The 21,401-nt window shown below is 50.4% G+C and carries 22 protein-coding genes; 20 read left to right on the top strand and 2 right to left on the bottom strand.

Translation table 11 applies throughout. The features are described 5' to 3' along the window. The first annotated feature begins 6 nt into the window (after window positions 1–6). From hisC to F1E05_RS12205, 18 genes are all read left to right on the top strand, one after another. Window positions 7–1,110, top strand: coding sequence for a histidinol-phosphate transaminase (hisC, locus tag F1E05_RS12285; protein WP_150048862.1), 1,104 nt, complete (start codon window positions 7–9; stop codon window positions 1,108–1,110). Then, window positions 1,103–1,978, top strand: a complete 876-nt coding sequence (locus F1E05_RS20420) for a prephenate dehydrogenase (protein WP_197737359.1) — start codon at window positions 1,103–1,105, stop codon at window positions 1,976–1,978. Before hisC ends, F1E05_RS20420 begins: the two co-directional genes overlap by 8 nt. Before the next feature lie 12 nt (window positions 1,979–1,990). Then, entirely contained in the window at window positions 1,991–3,304 is a 1,314-nt protein-coding gene (aroA, locus tag F1E05_RS20415) for a 3-phosphoshikimate 1-carboxyvinyltransferase (protein WP_197737358.1), read from the top strand. Further along, window positions 3,304–3,969, top strand: coding sequence for a (d)CMP kinase (gene cmk / locus F1E05_RS12275; protein ID WP_150048860.1), 666 nt, complete (start codon window positions 3,304–3,306; stop codon window positions 3,967–3,969). The genes aroA and cmk overlap by 1 nt, the downstream gene beginning before the upstream one ends. 90 nt (window positions 3,970–4,059) lie before the next feature. Beyond that, complete coding sequence (rpsA, locus tag F1E05_RS12270; protein WP_150048858.1) at window positions 4,060–5,721, top strand: 30S ribosomal protein S1; 1,662 nt, start codon at window positions 4,060–4,062, stop codon at window positions 5,719–5,721. A gap of 64 nt (window positions 5,722–5,785) precedes the next feature. Beyond that, window positions 5,786–6,091, top strand: coding sequence for an integration host factor subunit beta (locus F1E05_RS12265; protein ID WP_150048856.1), 306 nt, complete (start codon window positions 5,786–5,788; stop codon window positions 6,089–6,091). Between the two features lie 102 nt (window positions 6,092–6,193). Further along, window positions 6,194–7,144, top strand: a complete 951-nt coding sequence (locus F1E05_RS12260) for an acetylxylan esterase (protein ID WP_150048854.1) — start codon at window positions 6,194–6,196, stop codon at window positions 7,142–7,144. Between the two features lie 3 nt (window positions 7,145–7,147). Continuing rightward, on the top strand, window positions 7,148–7,876 hold the full coding sequence (locus tag F1E05_RS12255) for an esterase family protein (protein ID WP_150048852.1): 729 nt from the start codon (window positions 7,148–7,150) through the stop codon (window positions 7,874–7,876). 445 nt (window positions 7,877–8,321) lie between these two features. Continuing rightward, window positions 8,322–8,564: an acyl carrier protein gene (locus F1E05_RS12250; protein WP_150048850.1), complete on the top strand. Its 243-nt coding sequence runs from the start codon at window positions 8,322–8,324 to the stop codon at window positions 8,562–8,564. Window positions 8,565–8,592: 28 nt separating this feature from the next. Next, window positions 8,593–9,414 carry a hydrolase 2, exosortase A system-associated gene (locus F1E05_RS12245; protein WP_150048848.1) on the top strand — a complete coding sequence of 274 codons (822 nt, stop codon included), beginning with the start codon at window positions 8,593–8,595 and terminating at the stop codon, window positions 9,412–9,414. A gap of 77 nt (window positions 9,415–9,491) precedes the next feature. Next, window positions 9,492–10,364 carry a hydrolase 1, exosortase A system-associated gene (locus F1E05_RS12240; RefSeq protein ID WP_150048846.1) on the top strand — a complete coding sequence of 291 codons (873 nt, stop codon included), beginning with the start codon at window positions 9,492–9,494 and terminating at the stop codon, window positions 10,362–10,364. Window positions 10,365–10,523: 159 nt separating this feature from the next. Beyond that, the gene (rpsF, locus tag F1E05_RS12235) at window positions 10,524–10,961 is read left to right on the top strand and encodes a 30S ribosomal protein S6 (protein ID WP_150048844.1); all 438 of its coding nucleotides are present in this window, start codon (window positions 10,524–10,526) and stop codon (window positions 10,959–10,961) included. A gap of 23 nt (window positions 10,962–10,984) precedes the next feature. Next, a complete protein-coding gene (gene rpsR / locus F1E05_RS12230) occupies window positions 10,985–11,215 on the top strand; it encodes a 30S ribosomal protein S18 (protein WP_150048842.1) in 231 nt (76 codons plus the stop codon). A gap of 28 nt (window positions 11,216–11,243) precedes the next feature. Further along, a complete protein-coding gene (locus F1E05_RS12225) occupies window positions 11,244–12,167 on the top strand; it encodes a hypothetical protein (protein ID WP_150048840.1) in 924 nt (307 codons plus the stop codon). Window positions 12,168–12,207: 40 nt separating this feature from the next. Beyond that, window positions 12,208–12,654 carry a 50S ribosomal protein L9 gene (gene rplI / locus F1E05_RS12220; protein ID WP_150048838.1) on the top strand — a complete coding sequence of 149 codons (447 nt, stop codon included), beginning with the start codon at window positions 12,208–12,210 and terminating at the stop codon, window positions 12,652–12,654. A 13-nt stretch (window positions 12,655–12,667) separates the two neighbouring features. Further along, entirely contained in the window at window positions 12,668–13,609 is a 942-nt protein-coding gene (gene rfaD / locus F1E05_RS12215) for an ADP-glyceromanno-heptose 6-epimerase (RefSeq protein ID WP_150048836.1), read from the top strand. Window positions 13,610–13,711: 102 nt separating this feature from the next. After that, a complete protein-coding gene (locus F1E05_RS12210) occupies window positions 13,712–14,395 on the top strand; it encodes a hypothetical protein (protein WP_150048834.1) in 684 nt (227 codons plus the stop codon). Window positions 14,396–14,520: 125 nt separating this feature from the next. Continuing rightward, window positions 14,521–15,828 (top strand): dicarboxylate/amino acid:cation symporter, encoded by a 1,308-nt coding sequence (locus F1E05_RS12205; RefSeq protein WP_150048832.1) that lies wholly within the window; start codon window positions 14,521–14,523, stop codon window positions 15,826–15,828. On the opposite strand, the gene F1E05_RS12200 is transcribed toward F1E05_RS12205, so the two are convergent. Next, entirely contained in the window at window positions 15,807–17,399 is a 1,593-nt protein-coding gene (locus F1E05_RS12200) for a SagB/ThcOx family dehydrogenase (protein ID WP_150048831.1), read from the bottom strand. The genes F1E05_RS12205 and F1E05_RS12200 overlap by 22 nt on opposite strands. A 270-nt stretch (window positions 17,400–17,669) precedes the next feature. Between F1E05_RS12200 and F1E05_RS12195 the strand changes: the two genes are divergently transcribed. After that, complete coding sequence (locus F1E05_RS12195; RefSeq protein ID WP_190303125.1) at window positions 17,670–19,700, top strand: S53 family peptidase; 2,031 nt, start codon at window positions 17,670–17,672, stop codon at window positions 19,698–19,700. Between the two features lie 231 nt (window positions 19,701–19,931). Here the strand turns inward: F1E05_RS12195 and F1E05_RS12190 are convergent, their stop codons facing one another. Further along, entirely contained in the window at window positions 19,932–20,138 is a 207-nt protein-coding gene (locus F1E05_RS12190; RefSeq protein WP_150048828.1) for a hypothetical protein, read from the bottom strand. 315 nt (window positions 20,139–20,453) lie between these two features. Between F1E05_RS12190 and F1E05_RS12185 the strand changes: the two genes are divergently transcribed. Beyond that, window positions 20,454–21,398 carry an alpha/beta hydrolase gene (locus F1E05_RS12185; RefSeq protein ID WP_150048826.1) on the top strand — a complete coding sequence of 315 codons (945 nt, stop codon included), beginning with the start codon at window positions 20,454–20,456 and terminating at the stop codon, window positions 21,396–21,398. Window positions 21,399–21,401: the final 3 nt, after the last annotated feature.

Below are 21,401 nucleotides of genomic sequence, written 5' to 3'. Positions count from 1 at the left end.
GCTTACATGAATCGATTTTTAGAATTTGCCTTGCCCGGCGTGCAACAATTGGTGCCCTATGTGCCGGGCAAACCGGTTGAAGAATTGCAAAGGGAGCTGGGTTTAACCGAAATCGTCAAATTAGCCTCCAATGAAAATCCGTTGGGCGTAAGCCCTAAGGTGGCCGAGGCTATCAACGCGGCCGTGCCGGAGTTGACCCGCTATCCCGACGGCAGCGGTTTTTCGCTGAAATCCGCGTTGTCGGTCAAGTTTGGCGTGCAAGCGGAGCAGATTACCTTGGGTAATGGTTCCAGCGAAATCCTGGAGCTGGCGATGCGAACCTTCGTCGGTATCGAGCATGAAGTGATTTTTTCCCAACACGCCTTTGCACTTTACCCGATTTTATCCCAAGCAGCAGGGGCCAAGGTTAGGGAAATTCCCGCCAAGAATTACGGCCACGATTTAACTGCCATGGCGGCCGCGGTTAACGACAAGACTCGGCTGGTTTTCATCGCTAACCCGAACAATCCAACCGGTACTTTGCTGTCGGTTCAGGACGTTGAGCGGTTTATTGCCGGTTTGCCAAGCACTGTCATTTGCGTGCTGGACGAAGCGTATTACGAATTCGTATTACCGACTTTGCGTTCGGACGCCTTGGCCTGGCCGCTTCGCTATCCGAACTTGATCGTGACGCGCACGTTTTCTAAAGCTTACGGTTTGGCGGGATTGAGAGTCGGTTACGGGATTTCGTCGTTGGAAGTGGCCGATTTGTTGAATCGGGTCAGGCAGCCTTTCAATAGTAATCTATTGGCTTTAGTCGCCGCAGAGGCTGCGTTGGCGGACGACGATTATTTGGCTCGCTCAGTGGATTGCAATAATCAAGGCATGTTGCAACTGATTGCTGCCTTTGAAAATTTGGGATTAACCTGGATCCCCTCGTCTGGGAATTTCGTAGCCGTCGATTTGAAAAGGGATGCCGGCCCCGTATACCAAGCCCTGCTTGGAAAAGGCGTGATCGTCAGGCCCATCGCCAATTACCAAATGCCCAATCATTTGCGTATTAGCATAGGCACCGAGCGTGAGAACCAAGTGTTCATTTCCGCTCTAGGCGAGGTCCTGCAAGGTGTTTAAGCGCTTGTGCTTAATCGGTACCGGCTTGATAGGCGGATCTTTAGCCCGAGCTGTGCGTAGTCTGGGATTGGCTCATGAAATCGTTGCATTCGGCCGCGACAGCGATGTGGCGAATTTGCAGACTGCGTTGAAATTGGGGGTCATAGATGCCTATTTCAGCCAAATTTCGCAGGCGCTAGAGCACGCCGATTTGGTTATAGTGGCCACGCCGGTCGGCGCCATGGCAAGCGTGTTTGCGGCAATTCGGCCGTATTGGCAGGCGGAAACGGTGTATAGCGACGTCGGCAGCACCAAGGGTAGCGTTATCGCCGCGTTGGAATCGGTATTCGGTGAGGTTCCGGCTAACTTTGTTCCGGCTCATCCGATAGCCGGCGCCGAACGAAGCGGTGTGGAGGCTTCCAACCGAGAGCTATTTCAAAATCGGCGCGTTATCGTGACCCCGCTGCAGAACACCGATGCCGCTGCTTTACATGCCATAAGCGAATTGTGGCGGCGGGTGGGGGCCAGCGTTTCTACCATGAGCGTGCAACACCACGATACCGTGCTGGCTGCTACCAGCCATTTGCCGCACATCCTGGCATTCGCCTTAGTGGGCCTGCTGGGTAAAAAAGATGAGCAACGCGAAATTTTTAAATATGCGGCGGGCGGTTTTAAAGATTTCAGCCGCATTGCGTCCAGCGATCCCACGATGTGGCTGGACATTTGTCTGGCCAACAAGCAAGAAATCATCCCGTTGATCCAAAATCTGAAAGGCGAACTTGATCGTATCGAACAAATGATAGAAGCCGGTCAAGAACAAGAACTTTATGCTGCTTTTAGTTACGCCAATCGCGCGCGGCAACGTTTTCTCGATACGTTTGATGAATAATCACTAAGCAATATGTCTCAATCCATTACATTTCAAGTTCAACCCGGCGGAAGTTTAAACGGCGAAATTCGCGTACCGGGCGATAAATCCATGTCGCACCGCTCGATCATGCTAGGCTCCATTGCCGAAGGCGTTACCCATGTGCGCGGATTTTTAAACGCCGAAGACGCGATGTCTACGTTAGAGGCTTTCCGCGCGATGGGGGTTAACATCGAAGGTCCGGTCAACGGCGAAGTGACTATCCACGGCGTGGGTAAACACGGGTTGAAGGCCCCCGATAAACCTTTGGACCTAGGCAACTCGGGAACTTCTATGCGCCTATTGAGCGGCTTGTTGGCCGGGCAAGCCTTCGATTGTACCTTGGTTGGCGACAAGTCTTTGCAGTCTCGGCCGATGCGCAGAGTAACGGCGCCATTGGCGCAAATGGGGGCCGTGATTGAAACCCAAGCGGACGGCACCGCGCCTTTGCACATTAAAGGTCAAGCCGGCAAACTCAAGAGCATGCATTACACGATGCCGATTGCCAGTGCACAAGTGAAATCGTGCCTGTTGTTGGCAGGCATGTATGCCCAGGGGGAAACCAGTGTCACGGAACCGGCACCTACACGGGATCATACCGAAAGAATGCTGGCCGGTTTCGGTTATCCGGTACGGCGCGAGGGCAGCACCGCCAGTATCACCAATCAAGGCAAGTTGACTGCAACCGAAATCGACGTGCCTAGCGACATTTCCTCGGCTGCGTTCTTTTTGGTAGGGGCCAGCATTGCGCCGAATTCCGACGTGACGTTAAAACACGTCGGCATCAATCCTACCCGTACCGGCGTAATTGACATTCTGCGCTTAATGGGGGCCGATATTCAGGTGATGAACCAGCGGGAAGTCGGCGGCGAACCGGTAGCCGATTTGCGGGTGCGCAGCGCACAATTGCGCGGTATAGATATTCCTGAGGAATTGGTGCCTCTGGCGATCGACGAATTTCCGGTGTTGTTTGTGGCTGCGTCTTGCGCGCAAGGAAAAACGGTTTTAACCGGGGCGAAAGAATTGCGGGTTAAGGAGTCGGACCGGATCCAAGTCATGGCGGACGGTTTGCAAATTCTCGGGGTGGATGCGCAACCGACCGAAGACGGCATGATCATCAACGGCGGAGCGATGGGCGGCGGCGAAGTGGATTCTCACGGAGACCATAGAATCGCGATGGCGTTTTCGATTGCCGGGTTGCGGGCTGGTGCCGCTATTACCATCAAGGACTGTGCGAACGTTAATACCTCGTTTAAAGAGTTTCCCGCCTTAGCCACGCAATTGGGTTTGAAGTTGAGTACGCTTTAATGGTTCAGGCGCCCGTATTGACCATAGACGGTCCCAGCGGAGCCGGTAAAGGCACTGTCAGTCGCACGGTCGCAAATCTGTTGGGTTGGCATTACCTGGATAGCGGCTCGATTTATCGTTCTTTAGCGATTGCCGCGCTGCAGTCCGGTGTAGCGTTGGAAAATGTCGACGCCGTGTTGCAAGTGGCGGATGAGATGCGCTTGGAATTTGATTGCGTAGATGAATTGAACGTTAGGCTGAACGGCAACGATATTACCGCACAGCTTGCCGGCGAAACGACCGGTAAAGCGGCCTCGGTGGTTGCGGCATATCCGCAAGTGCGCGCAGTCTTGCTACAAAAACAAAAGGATTTTCAACGACTTCCCGGGTTGGTGGCCGACGGTAGGGATATGGGCAGCGTGGTGTTCCCGGATGCGCAATTTAAGGTTTATTTAACCGCTAGCGCCGAAGAGCGCGCTGTTAGACGTTATAAGCAGTTGATTGAAAAAGGAGTTAATGCTAACCTTTCGCAAATAACTCAAGAGATTCAAGAGCGCGATCGCCGCGATAGCGATCGTGCCGTTGCGCCTTTGGTGATTCCGGAAGGCGCTACTTTTATCGATTCGTCGGATATGCCCATCCGGCAGGTGATAGAAGCGGTAATGAATTTGGTCCGACAGGACTAATATGGCGACTGCTTGTCAGAGCAGTTATTTTTTAATTTTTTATTTTGAATGAAAGCTTGTTTGGGTTTAGACAAGTTTGGGAACGTTAAAATGAGCGAAAGCTTTGCACAGTTGTTAGAAGAAAGTTTTGCCAAGACCGAAATGCGTCCTGGCGCCATGTTAATCGGTACTGTTGTCGATATCGAAAACGAATTCGTCATTGTCAGCACGCATGCGAAATCGGAAGGCGTGATTCCGAAATGGCAGTTTTTAAATGCTGACGGCGATTTGGAAGTCAACGTCGGCGACGAAATCGAAGTGGCGCTCGACATGTTCGAAGACGGCTTGGGTTCCACTCTGTTGTCCCGCGATAAAGCGAAGAAAAGCAAAGCGTGGGCGGAGCTGGAAAAGGCTTTCGAAACCCAAGAAACTGTGGTTGGCCGTATCACAGGCAAAGTTCGCGGCGGTTTCACCGTAGCCGTGGGCGCCCTGCGCGCATTCTTGCCGGGCTCTTTGGTTGACGTTCGCCCTATCCGCGATACCACATTTTTGGAAAATCGCGATTTAGAATTCAAAGTTATCAAGATCGATCAAAAACGCAACAATGTGGTGCTGTCTCGCCGCGCCGTCGTCGAAAGCGAATACAGCGCCGAGCGTGAAGAATTGGTTAAAACCCTGCAGGAAGGCGCTGTTGTTACCGGTATCGTCAAAAACCTCACCGATTACGGTGCGTTTATCGACTTGGGTGGCGTCGACGGTTTGTTGCATATCACCGATATGGCGTGGCGCCGCGTTCGTCATCCTTCCGAGTGTGTAGAGATCGGTCAGGAGGTTAACGTTAAGGTTTTGAAATTCGACAAAGACAAAACCCGCGTGTCTTTGGGCATGAAGCAAATGGAAGAAGATCCATGGCAAAACATTGCCCGCCGTTACCCGGCCGGCACTCGCGTATTCGGAAAAGTCAACAACCTGACCGATTACGGCTGCTTTGTGGAAATCGAAGAAGGTGTCGAAGGTTTGGTGCACGTTTCGGAAATGGACTGGACCAACAAAAACGTCAATCCATCCAAAGTGGTGCAATTGGGTGACGAAGTCGAAGTCATGGTACTGGAAATCGACGAAGAACGCCGCCGTATTTCGCTGGGCATGAAACAATGCCGCTCCAACCCATGGGACGAATTTGCCGCCACTCACAACAAAGGCGACAAAATCAGCGGCAAAATCAAATCGATCACCGACTTCGGTATCTTCATCGGCTTGGAAGGCGGCATAGACGGTTTGGTGCATATGTCGGATATTTCCTGGAACGAAAACGACGAAGAAGCCATTCGCGCCTATAAAAAAGGCGATGAAGTCGAAACCGTTATTTTGGCGGTCGATCCGGAGCGCGAGCGTATTTCTCTCGGCATCAAGCAATTGGAACAAGATCCCTTCCAAAACTACATCGCCCTGAATGAAAAAGGCAGTATCGTTAAAGGCGTGATCAAAGAAGTCGATGCGAAAGGCGCGCTGGTTACTTTGGCCGACAATGTAGAAGGTTATTTGAAAGCCTCTGAAATTCAGCGTGATCGGGTAGAAGATGCCCGTACTCTTTTGAAAGAAGGCGACGAAGTCGAAGCCAAATTCATCGGCGTCGATAAAAAAACCAAGTCAATTTCTTTGTCTATCAAAGCCAAAGACGTAGAAGAAGAGGCGAATGCTATAAAAGATTATTCACAGCAGCCTGCCGGTACCGCTACTTTAGGCGATATCTTCAAACAAATAGACAAATAACGTCTGTCTAGGAGCGCTACGGTTGTAACCGCGCGCTCCATTTCTCGAGTACTTAGGGTTGAATGTGACAAAATCAGAGCTGATAGAAGCGTTGGCGCGCAAACAGCCGCATCTTCCGCTTAAAGACGTCGAATTGGCTGTCAGATGCGTTGTAGATCATTTGAGCGAGACATTGGCGAGCGGAGAAAGAATAGAAATTCGAGGATTCGGAAGCTTTTCCTTACATCATAGAGCGGCTCGCTTAGGTCGTAACCCTAAAACCGGCGAATCGGTAGCGCTGACGGAAAAGCACGTGCCGCATTTTAAACCCGGTAAGGAATTGCGCGATATGGTCGATGCTTCTCGCGAAAAATTCAAAATTGTCGATTGAATCGATGAGTCGGCTCAGTAAGCGTGGCCGCCTATGCTTTAGGGGCAACGTTTGCTGTCTACGCTATTACAATCATCTTCATTAGTCGCTGTCTGTAGTCCTTTGCAACACAGTTTTAATTTCGATCCTAGTCACGGATACGATTTAAATCGCTTGTTATCCGTGGAAGCGCCGTGTCCTCCGGATGATTTCGTCGATTTCTGGAGTCGGCGTTACTGCAGAGCGTTGCAGGCAACCGTAGACTCCGAATTGGTCGCTCAAGGCGAATCCTGCGGGTTTGCTATGTTCGATATACGGTTTCGCTCAACCGATAATTTTGTCATCGGCGGATGGTTGTTGCAGCCGGTACAACAAGCCGTGAAACAATGTATTGTCGTCGGACATGGGTATGGCGGTCGCGATCGACCGGATTTTCATTTTAACATTCCGCATACCGCCTATTTATTTCCGTGTTTTCGAGGCTTGTCGCGTAGCCGATGCGATAGGGTTGCCGAGCAACCTCAGTATCACGTTTTGCACGATATAGACAACAAGGATAGCTACATTATTGGCGGTTGCGTTGACGACTTATGGTTGGCCGTTACGTTGATGCAGAAGCGTTATCCCGAAGCCGCCGAATCGATTGGTTATATGGGCATTAGCTTTGGTGGCGGAATCGGCGCCTTAGCGGCCCCATGGGATAAGCGCATCAAGCGTTTGCACTTAAACGTACCTACTTTCGGCAACCAGCCTCTGCGTCTGAATTTGCCCTGCATCGGCAGTGCTGCCTCGGTAGCGGCGTATGCTCGGCGTAACGGTCATTTTCCTGACGCTTTACGCTACTATGATGCGGCTACCGCAGCGCTGTTCGCATCCCAGCCTGTACACGTCGCTGCGGCTTTATTCGACCCTATGGTGGCGCCCGCCGGACAGTTTGCGGTCTACAATGCTTGGGCCGGGCCTAAAAGCTTGTTTGTATTGAAAGCCGGTCATTTCGAATATGCCAATCAACCGGAACAAGAAAGACTATTGTTGCAAGAGCTTCGCGAGTTTTTTGCAGGGCTGTCGCATTGATTCATGAATCGAGAATATCATCATTGGTATAGCGCCCGTTTACGGCGCGATATGGAATTTTTAGTCTTCGGCCATGCGGGGGCCAAGGTTTTGATTTTTCCTACCCGTGACGGCAGGTTTTACGAATACGAGAACCTCAGAATCGTCGATACCTTACGCGACAAAATAAATGCCGGGTATTTGCAGCTGTTTTGCATCGATAGCATTGACCATGAAACGTTTTATTGCTTTTGGTGCCGACCTGAAGATAGGATCAAGCGGCATATGCTGTTCGAAGATTATGTGATACATGAAGTCATCCCGTACATGAACGCCAAAAATCCGCACCCTTGTACTATCGCACATGGCTGTAGTCTGGGAGCTTATCATGCGGCCAACATTGCGTTTCGCCACCCGCATTTGTTTCAAAAATTGGTAGCCTTTTCCGGCCGCTTCGATTTGACCTTGAATGTCGAACACTTTAAAGATTTATTCGACGGCTATTACGACGATAACGTATATTTCCATAATCCCAGTCATTTTTTGCCTAATTTGCATTGCGAAGATCAGCTCAAATATCTGCGACAAATGGATATCACTTTGATTATCGGCAAAGAAGATCCGTTTTTACAAAATAACCGGGAATTGAGCCATATTCTGCACGGCAAAGGTATTCAGCACGCGTTTTACGAATGGAACGGCCGTGCGCATCAAGGTTATTTCTGGCGGCAAATGGCGCCGTTATATCTCTAAATCCGCGGAAAAGTAGAGAGCGGACAAGTTCCTCCGGTCTGATCAAAAAATCATCTTAATAGTGTGTATATCACCTGTTTGCCCATTGGCCGGATAGATTTTCTGTTTGATCTTCTTGCCAAGAACCGCATATTACTTGTGGGGTTTGCCAATTCAATTCGGATCAAAAATCAATAAAACCGGTTGCAAGCCGTAATTCAAGCCGCCACAATTCACTTGCGGCCGATTTTGATGACTACGGTCTCGATGATTGCGGCTATGATTTCGTGGTTGCTGGCGTTCGGGCCGAGGCAACGAGTTGTTTTGCTATTGCTAGTGGTATGAGCGCATTGTTCGCACCCTTAATCGTTCCTGCGTTTTGTCTGCTATGGCCCGCAATCATTAAATTCATTCCGCACAAAAATAATTCTTTACTTTTAGCGCATACATTTTGGGTATAACAAAAATGTCAACCATCGATACAGTAGTTGAACTATTGCAAACGGTTTTTCAAAGCCCTCTGCAAGCATCTAAAGACACGCCTTTACTCGGAGCGATCCCCGAGTTCGATTCCATGGCGGTGGTAAGCATCATTACCGCTTTGGAAGACAGGTTCGGTTTTGTGGTGGACGACGATGAAATCAATGCTTCTGTGTTCGAAACGCTGGGTACTTTGGTCGACTTTGTCGATACCAAGTTACAAGCCTGATAGGCCTTGAGAATTTTTCTTTAGGCGTATGCGAGTTTTTTTTCTGGAAAGCCGCTCCGGCCCGTTGTTCGCGACGTATCGGCCGGCGTCCAACCCTGGCAGTAGACGCGCTATTTTGCACGTGCCGGCCTTCGCGGAAGAAATGAATAAGTCCAGGCGAATGGTGGCGTTGCAAGCCGATGCGCTCGCAGGGCAAGGTTATGCAGTGTTGTCAATCGATTTATTCGGAACCGGCGATAGTGCCGGCGATTTTGTCGATGCTTCTTGGCGGATTTGGCAAGATAACCTGTTGGAGGCGTTGGACTGGTTGGTCGGGCAAGGTGCCGAGCGGATAACGCTTTGGAGTCTAAGGGCCGGAACCTTGCTCGCGCTCGATTTGATTAAGAGCGGCGGGTGCAAGGCACTCGACAGTTTAATCGCATGGCAACCCGTGTTGAACGGCGAGGTGTTTCTTACCCAGTTTTTACGTTTGCGGGTGGCGGCAGCGATGATGAATCCGGAACTGCCGCAGGAAACGACTGGCGAGCTAAAAAAGCAATTGCAACGCGGCGAAGTTATTGAAGTGGCGGGTTATTCGCTGAATCCGGAGTTGGTGCTTCCGTTGCTTGCGGCGAAGGCCGATTTGAATGGGGTTGCATCGATTCAATCGGTTGCGTTGATCGAAGTGCTTCCGTCCGGCGTAAACGAGCTCAGTGCGCAGGTGCAGCAGTTTGTTCGCAAGTTGCAGGATGTAGCGATTAATACCGCTGGGAACAGCGTCGCGGGCGACAGTTTCTGGAGCAGTCAAGATATTGTGACGGTGCCGGATCTGATTCCATTGACCATCAGCGTTTTAGTTGACCTCGGTTGATATCGCAGCATTGTGCTACGTAGAGAAATACGGAAAAATCGTTTGGAAAACTTAAATTAATAACGAGCGTCAGTAGCATGCGAGTGAATGAAATTCCGATAGTTTTCAACTGCGAACAGGCGGATTTGATTGGCATTTTGCATTGTCCGGTTTCGGTCGAATCCGACACGGTAGGGGTGTTGATTGTCGTTGGCGGGCCGCAATACCGAGTCGGCAGTCATCGGCAATTCGTGTTGTTGGCCAGGTATTTGGCTGAAAACGGCATCCCGGTCATGCGTTTCGACGTGCGCGGCATGGGCGATTCGACCGGTCTTTCGGCCGGATTCGAGCACATAGACGCCGATATTCGTAGCGGCATCGACGCTTTTTATCAACATCAGCCGGGGTTGGCGCGAGTCGTATTGTGGGGGTTGTGCGACGCGGCCTCGGCTTCGGCGTTTTACGCCTATCAGGATCATAGAGTAAGCGGTATGGTGCTTCTGAATCCTTGGGTTTACACCCAGCAAGGCGCGGCTAAGAGTTATTTGAAGCATTATTATCTAAAGCGTTTAACTAATCCGGATTTGTGGCGGAAAGTGTTTGGTTTGCGCTTCGATTATTTGCAATCTCTGCGCAGTTTGTTTGATTTTACGCGTAAGGCGTTAAACGGCGGCAATAAACTCATCGCGCAGGTTTCGGCAGGTACTGTCGATCAGCGATTACCGTTACCGGAGCGCGTCCGTGAATGTCTACGTAGAAGCAGTTGTAATATTCTGATTATTTTGAGTGGACGCGATTTGACCGCAGACGAATTTCGCGACGCAGTCAGGCAAGACTTTATTTGGCAGGAATTATTGGCCGATCCAAGGATAACGCGGCGGGATTTGCCCGAAGCCGATCATACCTTTTCTACCCGAGTCTGGCGGGATCAAGTAGCGGAGCTGACTTTGGATTGGTTAAGGAAAGTTTGAAATGCGCCTTTAGGCATTCAATTTGTCGAGCGCTGGGTGTAAAAGCTCTTTCCAAGCGTTCCGGCTGTCAATATAATAAGCGGTTTTTTGGGGATCGCTCCCCGCTTCCTTGCTTCACCGTTAATAACGGGAAGCTTATTTAACCCGTAAGGAGAAATCATGCGTCATTACGAAATCGTGTTCTTGGTGCATCCTGATCAAAGCGCTCAGGTCCCAGCCATGATAGAACGTTATAAATCCATTATCGAAGAAGCTTCCGGTAAAATCCACCGCTTGGAGGACTGGGGGCGTAGGCATTTAGCTTTCCCTATCAAAAAAATCCATAAAGCACACTACGTGTTGATGAACATTGAATGCGGTAGAGAAACGTTGGAAGAATTGGAAGCCGGCTTCCGTTTTAACGATGCTATCTTGCGTAGTCTGACCTTGTTGCAAAAAGAAGCGATAACCGAACCATCAATAATCGCAACCAGCGGTAACGATGGGCACAAATCCGCTGCGCGCGTTAAAGATGATAACGACAGCGACGCAGAGCAGGAAGAAAGTACTTCCGACGCAGGCGAAGTCGTTGCGGAATCTACCGCTGAAACCGAATAAACATTTAACTCGAGACTATCAAGATGGCACGTAACAACGTAAGACGTAGAAAAGGCTGCCGCTTTAGCGGTGAAGACGCAATCAAGATTGATTATAAAAATCTGGATTTGCTGAGTGAGTACATCACCGAAACCGGCAAAATCATACCTAGCCGGATCACCGGAACCAGTGCGAAATATCAACGCCAGTTGACCGACGCCATCAAACAAGCCCGGTTTTTGGCGTTGTTGCCGTTTTGCGACGCGCATCAGTAAGCTTACGTTGACCGGCTAGAGGAAAGTCGTGCGTTTTCTAGCGACCTACATTATGAAAGGTCGGCTGCAGGCAATGACCGTTGCAGCAGTAACCGCGTTGCTGTCTATGCCTTTCCCGGCGGTAAGTATCGTAACAAGCATTGTAAGTTCAGCCTCGGTCGCATTGGTTACTTTGCGTAGAGGGGGTAAAGAAGGTTGGTATGTACTGTTGTGTGCCTGTTTGGCTGCTGCAGTACTGAGTACGATTTTACAGATCGGTTACCAATTCGCGTTGATATACGGCATCGTACTATGGACGCCGGTTTGGTTAATTTCCATTGTGTTGCGTGAAGGTCGGCACATGGGAGTGGCCATTGAATTGGCAGTGTTGCTTGGTGTAGTTGCAGTTATCGGCTTTTATCTGATACAGCAGCACCCGGCGCAACTGTGGAGTAGCGTGTTGGCAGCAATGGCTCAGCCTATGTTGCAAGCTAGACCGGAAGTATCGATTGAAGACATTAAGAAGTCTGTACAGGTGTTCGCGCATTTTATGACCGGAGCGATAGCTGCGGGTAGCGTGTTCGGATTGTTGTTCGGTTTGTTTTTAGCACGTTGGTGGCAGGCCTTGCTTTATAACCCGGGCGGATTCAGGTCCGAGTTTTTGGGTATCAAAGGCCACGCCAAGTTAGCCCTTGCAACGGCTTTGACGATCGCTATTGCGGTTTTAGCCAACGGCAGGTTGGCGGAAATGTGCTGGAATGTCCTCTTGGTCATGTTGGTGCTTTATACCTGCATTGGAACTGCGGTTTTGCATGCCTGCTTTGCGAAGATGAAGGGTAATCGTTTTATGGTGCCGTTTTTATACCTAACGCTGACGATGATCCCGCATGTAATGATCATCGTAGCCCTGTGCGGGTTAACCGATAATTGGCTGAATTTACGAGATAAAATTTCAAATTCAACGGCCGTTTGACACGGCCATTTTTCGACACATGTCGATGAGGTAATTAACGATGGAAGTTATACTTCTGGAAAAAATCGCCAATTTGGGTAGTTTGGGCGACAAAGTCACAATCAAATCGGGTTACGGTAGAAATTATTTAATTCCGCAAGGCAAAGCTACCGTAGCGACACCGGCAAAAATCCAAGAATTCGAAGCGCGCCGCGCTGAATTGGAAAAACAAGCGGCTGAAAAATTAGCTGCAGCTACCGCAAGGGGCGAAGCTTTGAGCAAACTGGCCGTTACAATCGCGCATAAAACCGGGGACGAAGGTCGGTTGTACGGTTCGGTCGGCACCCAAGCCATAGCCGAAGCGGTTACCGCGGCGGGCGTAAAAGTGGAAAAAAGCGAGGTTCGTTTACCTAACGGCGTCATTCGTCAAATCGGCGACTACGAAATTTCGTTCCATTTACACACCGATGTCGACGTGGCCTTGACCGTCAAAATCGTTGCCGAGTAATTATTAGGCAACTATGATCATCGTAACCGGCGGTGCCGGCTTTATCGGCAGCAATTTAGTGCTTGGCTTGAATGCCCGCGGTTACGATGACATTTTGGTGGTGGACCATTTAACTAACGGGATCAAATACAAAAACTTGGTCGACTGTCGAATTGCCGACTATCTCGACCGCACCACTTTTTTGGAAAAGCTCCGGCAAGGCGAATTTCGTGCGGAGATTATACAAGCGATTTTTCATCAAGGCGCCTGTTCCACCACCACCGAGTGGGATGGTCGTTACATGATGGAAAACAATTACGAATACAGCAAAGCGCTGTTTCATTATTGCCAAAGCCATAAAATCCCCTTTATCTACGCGTCCAGCGCTGCAGTTTACGGCGCGGATTTAAGCTTTCGCGAAGAACCGGCGTTCGAAGGCCCGCTAAACGTATACGGCTATTCAAAGTTTCAGTTCGATCAATATTTACGCCGACAATCCGGTTTGACCGCGCCGGTGGTTGGGTTGCGGTATTTCAACGTTTACGGTCCGCGCGAGGCTCATAAAGGCAGCATGGCCAGCGTTGCTTTTCATTTGAACAATCAAATCAAACAATCCGATGAAGTGCGTTTGTTCCAAGGCTGCGATGGTTACGGAGACGGCGAACAGCGTAGGGACTTTGTCTATGTGGACGATGTAGTAGACATTAATTTGTGGTTTTTAGACAACCCGCAAGTTTCCGGCATTTTCAATTGCGGTACCGGCCGTAGTCAGACTTTTAATGATGTGGCTAATGCCGTGCTTAAATTTCACCGGCGCGGCCGCATTCAATACATCCCGTTTCCGGATCATCTGAAGGGCTGTTATCAGAGTTACACTCAAGCCAACCTAGACAAGCTAAGGGCGGCGGGATGCCTTCATAGCTTCAAAACGGTGGAACAAGGCGTTCAGCTGTACATGGAATGGCTAAACGCGTAGCCCTAAGTATCAGGCCGCCGATTTAGCCGGTTATTCGGATTCCAGTCGGTTGACAGAATACGGATGCTATAGCTTTCTTAGCTAACGCTAAATTTTCCAACCATGCTTTGGATACTGGCCGCATTATTGTTCGCTTGCTTGACTGTTCGAGAAATCATCGGCGCTAAAATCCCACGGCGCGGGTACAATAAGCCCAGACCCATCTATAAGCCGTATCTGGCGGTTTGCCTCGCATTAACGTTGGTTTGCGCTTGGCAGCCGTTCGAAATTTGGCGTTTCGAGCGCTTACTATCACAAGTCGCTAGTCAATTAGCGGACAACCGTCCGGCCGATGTGCATTGCAATTCGATCGCCGATACGATGCTGGACAACGAATCGTTATCGGTAGGCCATGCAAACTTGGAGTCCGGCGCTGTTGTGTTTCAGTACGGTTGGTGTCAAAGATTAATGGATTATGTTTCGCACCCGCAACGGGCTAGCCGCGAGGAGATCTTCAGCCTGCACTTGTTGGTTCACGAAAGCATGCATGTACGTGGGGAAGGAAACGAGGCGCTTGCCGAATGCCAAGCCATTCAGCGCGATTACCGAGCCGCTAAATTGTTGGGTATAGCGAATGAGTTAGCAGCCAAGCACGCGTTGGATTATTACTTGACTAGCTATATGAGTCGCCAGTATCAAGGCCCTTTTAGTGCTCGGTATTTTTCGCATCGTTGCGCGCCGGGAAATGAGATGGACGAGAAATTACCCGATTCGACTTGGTTACCGCTGTACGATGCCGAACGTTAACAATGCTGGGCGAAACAGCCGTTAAATCAAAATCGAAGCTAAGCCAAGCGGAAGCGTCGGCAGATATGGCAACGATTGAGTCGGGCTGTTAAATCGGTCGGAATTTGCACTGGAAATATCACTTTATGGCTTTGTCATTTATGCACAAGCAACCGCTCTACTTGCAAGTACTTGTCGGAGTATTTTTGGGCGCCGGTTTAGGCATTGCATTCGGTACCCAACGTTACTGCTTCGGTTGGCTGGATAATGCCAGTTTAGGCCAACTGGGTCAGTTGGTCATACGGTTGTTAAAAGCGCTGGCAACCCCGTTGATATTCTTTGCTATTCTGGAGGCGATGCTTAATACGGATATTTCCTTGCGTCACGGCCGGCGTTTATTGTCGGTGTGTGCGCTTAACCTCAGCGTTGCGATGTTGATTGGTTTAAGTTTGATGAACAGCTTAAGCCCAGGCCGCTCTTGGAACGGTCGTCTGCCGGAATTGAACGTTCGAATGACCGAACCGCTAAGTCAGGCTAGCGCGAATGGCTTGTCCTTAAGTCCTGTGAAAAACATCGCCGGTTACATACCGGAAAGCTTGCTGGATCCCTTCATTAAAAACAACGTCATCGCGATTATTTTATTCGCATTGCTGACAGGCGCTACGTTACGTCAATTAAAACGACAAGCCACCGACGAACACGTGTCCGGGATTGCGCAACTGGAAAAATTAATCGGCCTTTGTTATCAGACTTTGATTTTGATGCTGATGTGGGTCGTTAAAGCCATTCCGTTCGCGGTGTTCGGCGTCGTGGCTCAAGTGGTCGGCAAAGCCGGCTTGGCGGTATTCGAATTGGTTGCAGTATTTCTGGTCACGCTGCTGGGCGGTTTGGCCTTGCATGCCTTGGTTTATTATCCCTGCATGGCCAAATGGGGAGGTGGGATGCCGATCAGGCAGTATTTCGGCAAAGGTGCCGATGCGATCGTGACCGGACTGTCGACTAATAGCAGTTTGGCGACCATGCCGGTCACTTTACGCTGTTTAACCGAGCACATGCACATTTCTCAGCGGTCCGCGCGTTTGTCGGTCTGCATCGGCACTAATTTGAATAACGACGGCATCATTTTATACGAGGCGATGGCGGCTTTGTTTTTAGCGCAAGCCGTCGGTTTCGACCTGAATTTAGGCCAGCAATTGGTTATCGTGGCCTCGGCAATCATGGTCGGGGTTGGCATTGCCGGCATTCCGGAAGCCGGGTTGATTGCCTTGCCGTTGGTACTCGGCAGCGCCGGTTTGCCGGAAACGTTAGTGGTTACCGCGGTCCCTTTGATAACCACCATCGATTGGATCATTGCCCGTTGTCGTTCCGGCGTCAATGTGATGAACGACATGTTGATTGCGATTCTGTTGGAACGTTTGGAAAAACGCTCGCTTCAGGCCGATAAATGCGCGTAAGCCGGAAAGGTTTGCAAGCGGTTATCGACAAAAGGTTCGCCTATCGTGAAGTGATACAGACTTTGCCAAGTATTGTCTTTCAAGCCCAACACGCCGTGAACCGCGTCGTCGAAAAAACAACCGATGCCGGTTCCGCGGATGCCGGCGGCTTCGGCTTCCAGATATAAAATTTGTCCTAGTAGACCGCATTCCCAAAACAAGCGGCGATACAGCCAAGTCTGGTCGTTTACGTTGTCCGAAAACCGGGCCAACATCCCCAAACTAAATGCGCTATCGCTGGCGATGGGCTGGTGGCATGACAAGGTTTTAGCCGCCTGGCGCACGTTACCGGCAACCAACAAATACAATGCGAAAGGTGCCTCAACCGCTTGCCAGGCAAATTCGGCCGAAAATGCCGACTTGATTTCATCCAAGCAGTCTGCGGTACGCGGTAAAAAATACAGGCCCGGCTGCAAGCCGTCCACGCGGTGCACGAATATGAATAAGTGTACTTGCGGCGGCCAATTCCAAGCGCTGAACGGCGGTTTGTCGTTGGGTAGCAGCGCTAACATGATGCGCTGAAAATCCGCCAGAGCAATGGCTGCTGCCTTGCCGTTGAAATGTTGCGCGCTACGGCGTTGCCGGATTAATTGAGCGGCCGGCAGGTCGTGGCTGGGTTTAGGCATGGGCAATAGAGGGAGTGGGAAGCGTTCGGCCGACGTTTTGGGTTTGACGGCCTGTGCGGCGACTTCGTCGATGATTGGCCACTTATAGAAATGCCTGCCGCTCAGGGCGACGGCTGTACCGAACCAAATAGCAGTTTGTAATGTTTGCAACAAAGTCTGAACGTCGCCGGGTGTATCGGCACTGTGACTTACATGTAGACGGCATAACAAATCCGGCGCTTCGGATTCGTGTTCCACGAAATCGGTTGTTCTGTCGAGTCCAAGCCAGCCGGCCAGTTCGGCGTCCCCCACTTCGCTACACAATTCGATTGTCCAACCTAAGCAAGCGGCGGCGTAACTCAAGCAAGCCAACGCATGGCCGGTGTCGTGCTGGCAATAGCGAAAGGCCCGTTCGCCGTATTTCCAGGCCTCGCGCCAATGTACCGAAGACAAACCTATCCATAACGTTGGTTCTGCACCCGGATGAGCAAAGCGAGCCCGGCGTTCCAGATGGTGGTCGTGGCTGACGTAATGGTAAACTCCGGGTTCCAGTAAAGCGGCGTCGGTGCAGATTAGATAAGCCTCGGTCGGATGCAGATTGCCGCTGGAAGGGTTGCAGCGTAAGGCCCACCGGTCCGGCCCCAGTTGTTTCCAAGCCGATAAGCCGAAGGACAGTTCCAGCAACAAGCCCAGGTTATCCGCCGTTAAAAGCTGCGGAGCGATGGCGTTTGGCCGGTCTAAATCGCCGAATGAACAATTCAAATCTCTCCCCGGCGTCGGCAATCGGACGATTTCGCAGCCATGAAATCGGCGAAACGGGTTGGGTTGATCGTCCCAATCCAGGGATGCCGGACCTTTGGCGTAGGCATTGAGTTGGTGTTTGCTGCGTTGGTGGTAGGCTAGAACGGCGTCTGATTCTGTGCTCATGGCGCAATAGTGTAGGTTGGGTTACAGGGTTTATGAAATTGCTGATACATTTAAGCACGCGGCATGCCGTTTTATTTGAAGGCAACGATAAATGTAGAAAAGTGCTTCATATGCTGGTCCGTGTATTCAATGTCTGTGCTTTAGCGTTCTTCTGCGTAGCATCTCGCGTGTTTGCGGCAGGGTGACGATGCGCCGGCTTACATCCGTTCGAAATTCTCGACTTCTTCACGGAATAGGGGCGTAAAGAAAGAATTCATTATGGAAAATATTGTGATCGATTGTGATGCTAAACGCCTGATGCGGTGGTTCTCCGGCATCGCCTTGGGTTTGCTGGCGTTTGTTTACGCCGGTGCTACTTGCGCGACAGACTCCGGCCGCATACGTCTACAAGGCCATGTTCCGGCCCAAGCCGTCAAACAATCCCGGACTTTAGCGCGAAATCCGGAACAGCAAACGCTGAATCTCAGCGTTTCGTTGCCGTTAAGGAATACCGCCGAATTGCTCGACTTTATCGCCCGCGTCAATAACCCGGCCGATCCGATATACGGGCAATTTCTTACTTCGGAACAATTTGCCGAACGTTTCGGCCCGACGAAAACCGATTACGACGCAGTGGTCCGGGAATTCTCCGCCAAAGGCTTTCGAGTAAGCAATACAAACAAGCCTAGCCAATTGCTAAGCCTGCAAGCCGAAACCTGGCAGGTGGAACGCGAATTTAAGGTGAGAATGCAACGGTACAGGAGCACGACCGGCCGCGAGTTTTTTGCGCCGGATCAAGAGCCGGAATTTTCCGCCGAGTTGGCGGCTCGCGTGGTACACCTAGCCGGTTTAACTGATTGGTCGGTGCGAAAGCCGAAGTTTAAGCAGGTTCATGCGAAACCTGCAAACTTGACGGCTAAGGACATAGGCAGCGGGCCGCAAGGCGGTTTGTCGCCTAGCGATATTGCAAACGCATATGACATCGAGGTGCAAAGGACGGCGTCCGATTTTCCGCAAACCCTGGCCGTCGTGGCTTTAGCGGATTATTTCAATAGCGATATCGACTTTTATCGGAATTACTTTTCGTTAACCGATATTAGCGTCAGCCGCGTAGAAGTCGACGGCGGGGCGTTCAAGCCCGGATGGGCTGACGACGACAGTTCCGAAACTACCTTGGATATTCAACTGCAAATGGCGTTGGCACCCTACGGCAGTAAGATTTTGGTTTACGAAGGCCCCAATACCGATAGCGGATTTCTGCATCTGTTAGCTCGGATTGCTGACGACAACACGGCGAAACAGATTAGTTGTTCCTGGGGCTCTGACGAAGGCAGTAATACATCCGGTTTTTTGCAATCGGAACATCAGATTTTTCAGCAGATGGCGGCGCAAGGTCAATCGTTTTATGCGGCGTCCGGAGATTCGGGAGCCTACGATGACGGTAGTAGCCTGAGTGTTGACGATCCCGCCTCTCAACCTTATGTTACCGGCGTGGGTGGAACGCAGCTTAGCCTTTCGCTCGACGGTAGCTATGCCGGCGAAACTACCTGGAATGCCGGTTCGGCAGCCGATGGTGCGGGCGGCGGCGGGGTAAGCCGGATTTGGTCTTTGCCGACTTACCAACAAGGGATGTCCGGTTTAGCTTCCAAGCAAAAACGCAATGTGCCGGATGTCGCATTGAATTCCGATCCGGATACCGGCTATGCGATTTACTACCAGGGGTTTTGGTCTGTTTACGGTGGCACCAGCAGTGCGGCACCGTTGTGGGCGGCGTACACCGCCAACATCAATCGGCTACGGCAACAAGCAAGCCTTAGCCAAATAGGTTTTATGAACCATCGTTTGTATGCCATAGGCAAAAGTGACGCATACGGGCTTGCGTTTCACGATGTCGCGGACAACAGCGATAATCTCAAGTACAAAGCCGCCGTCGGCTACGATAATGCCACCGGTTGGGGAAGCATGAACGGCGGCAAGCTTTCCGAATTATTGGTATCGGATCAATATGCTCAGAGCGACCACCCTAGCGTGAGTTTGCTTACGCCGAATGGTGGTGAAATTGTTGCTTTCGGGAATGAGCTGGAAATTGGTTGGAGCTCGGATAACTTAACCGAAAAACAACGCTTAAAACTCTATTTTTCTAAAAATAACGGTAAGAAATGGAGTCTGTTGCGAACAAGGTTAGCTATCAACGGCAGCTTGTCCTGGAAGCCTAAAAAAAGTAAGCGTACGACGGCAGGCTTGTTGAAAATCTGTTTGCCGAAATCGAAAAAATCGGCGGCTGTTTGCGACCAGAGCGATACGATTTTCAGTATCCGCTGACATAAGGGAACGCTCCGGTTTTTTTAGTTGTAGGGCTAAACCATTATTTTTGATGTTCGGAAATTTTTGTCCGGAATTGCATCATCGGTTATCGCGTCCACACTATAAATTTGATAGCGGGTACGCTCCGGGAAACAGCGGCGCAGAGGCTATCCGGACATATTCACAGATTCTACATAAGCACACTGCTACCAAACGTTAAAGTAGAAGAATCTAGCGCTCTAACGTTAGCTATAGACGGTGCTTCCACCAATAAACAGCATAAATGCCCGAAATAAAAGCGTAAATGCTAAATTCGGTAAGAAGACTGATCGTGGGTTCGTTGTTAAAAACGTTGCCTGCTGTATTTGCTTGGTCTGACAAGACTTCATCAGCATGGCTAAGCTGGTTATAAAAGGCTGCCGCTGTAATCATTAGGCTGATTATTATTTTTTTCATGGGTGGCTCCTAACTAGGATTAAGCCTTTATAATATCGATACGATATTGCATGGGCAAGGAAATTTTTCTAACCCCTGACAACGTCGATAATTGTGTGCAAGTAAGGGGATTTTTACCGAGTGCTTTTCAAATTATGTGTTTGCGCAACGCATTTTCGTGGCAATGTTGGGTGGTAATCCGAAAACTCTCGGTATACTGGTAACGGCGTTTCGGGCATGGAAACGATATAAGTCGATGCATTGCTGTCCGATTTTACGCCTGTCTTTCGCTGGTTAGCTACATCAGCGCGCTTTACTTAAATAGATGTTGCAACTATGAGTTTCGCTGTTTCTCGATATTTCACCTTGATTTTAATGATGTTAATGCCGGCTTGCACTCCGGTAGCGCCGGTTACCGGCGCTTCCGCCATTCACGGCGGACGCTTGCTAGAGGATTTGTTCGTGACCGCCGACGGTATAGGATTGAAACTGAGTCGTTGGAAAGCAAATCATCCTAAGGCGATTGTGGTCGCGTTGCACGGATTCAACGATTACAGACGGTTTTTTAGCCCTGCGGCCGAATATCTGCAACAACAAGGTATTTATTGTTACGCCTACGATCAGCGAGGTTTCGGAGAAAGTCCTAGGACGGGAATGTGGGCGGGTAGCGAGGTCTATGCGGCGGACGTGGCTAATTTTTCCGCACTAGTGAAAGAGGAGCACCCGGGCGTACCGGTTTATTTATTGGGCGAAAGTATGGGGGGCGCCGTCATCATTGCGGCGATGACGGTCAATCCAAAGCCTAGTGTGGATGGGGTTATCCTGTCGGCGCCTGCCGTATGGGGACGAAAAACCATGCCTTGGTACCAGACCTCGTTATTATGGGCTTTGTCGCACACTTTGCCGTGGGTCACGTTGACGGGTAGAGGATTGGACATTATGCCTTCCGACAACATCGAAATGTTGCGCGCTTTGGGGAGAGATCCTCTGGTGATAAAAGAGACGCGCGTAGACGCAATTTCCGGGTTGGCCGACCTCATGGACACCGCGTTGGCATCGGCAAACAAATTGAATGTCAACACCTTGCTGCTATACGGAAAAAAAGACCAAATAGTGCCGGCCGAACCAACCGAATTATTCATCCGATCGCTGCTGTCGGCCGGGATGCAAAACAAAACGGTCAGCTATTACGAAAATGGCTATCACATGCTGTTGCGCGATTTGCAAGCCCCGGTCATCTGGCATGACATTGCCGAATGGATAGGTAAAACGCACGGCTGATCT

Origin of the sequence: Methylomonas rhizoryzae (assembly GCF_008632455.1) — a bacterium.
Taxonomy (GTDB): Bacteria; Pseudomonadota; Gammaproteobacteria; order Methylococcales; family Methylomonadaceae; genus Methylomonas; species Methylomonas rhizoryzae.
This window is presented reverse-complemented; position numbering and strand designations above follow the sequence as displayed.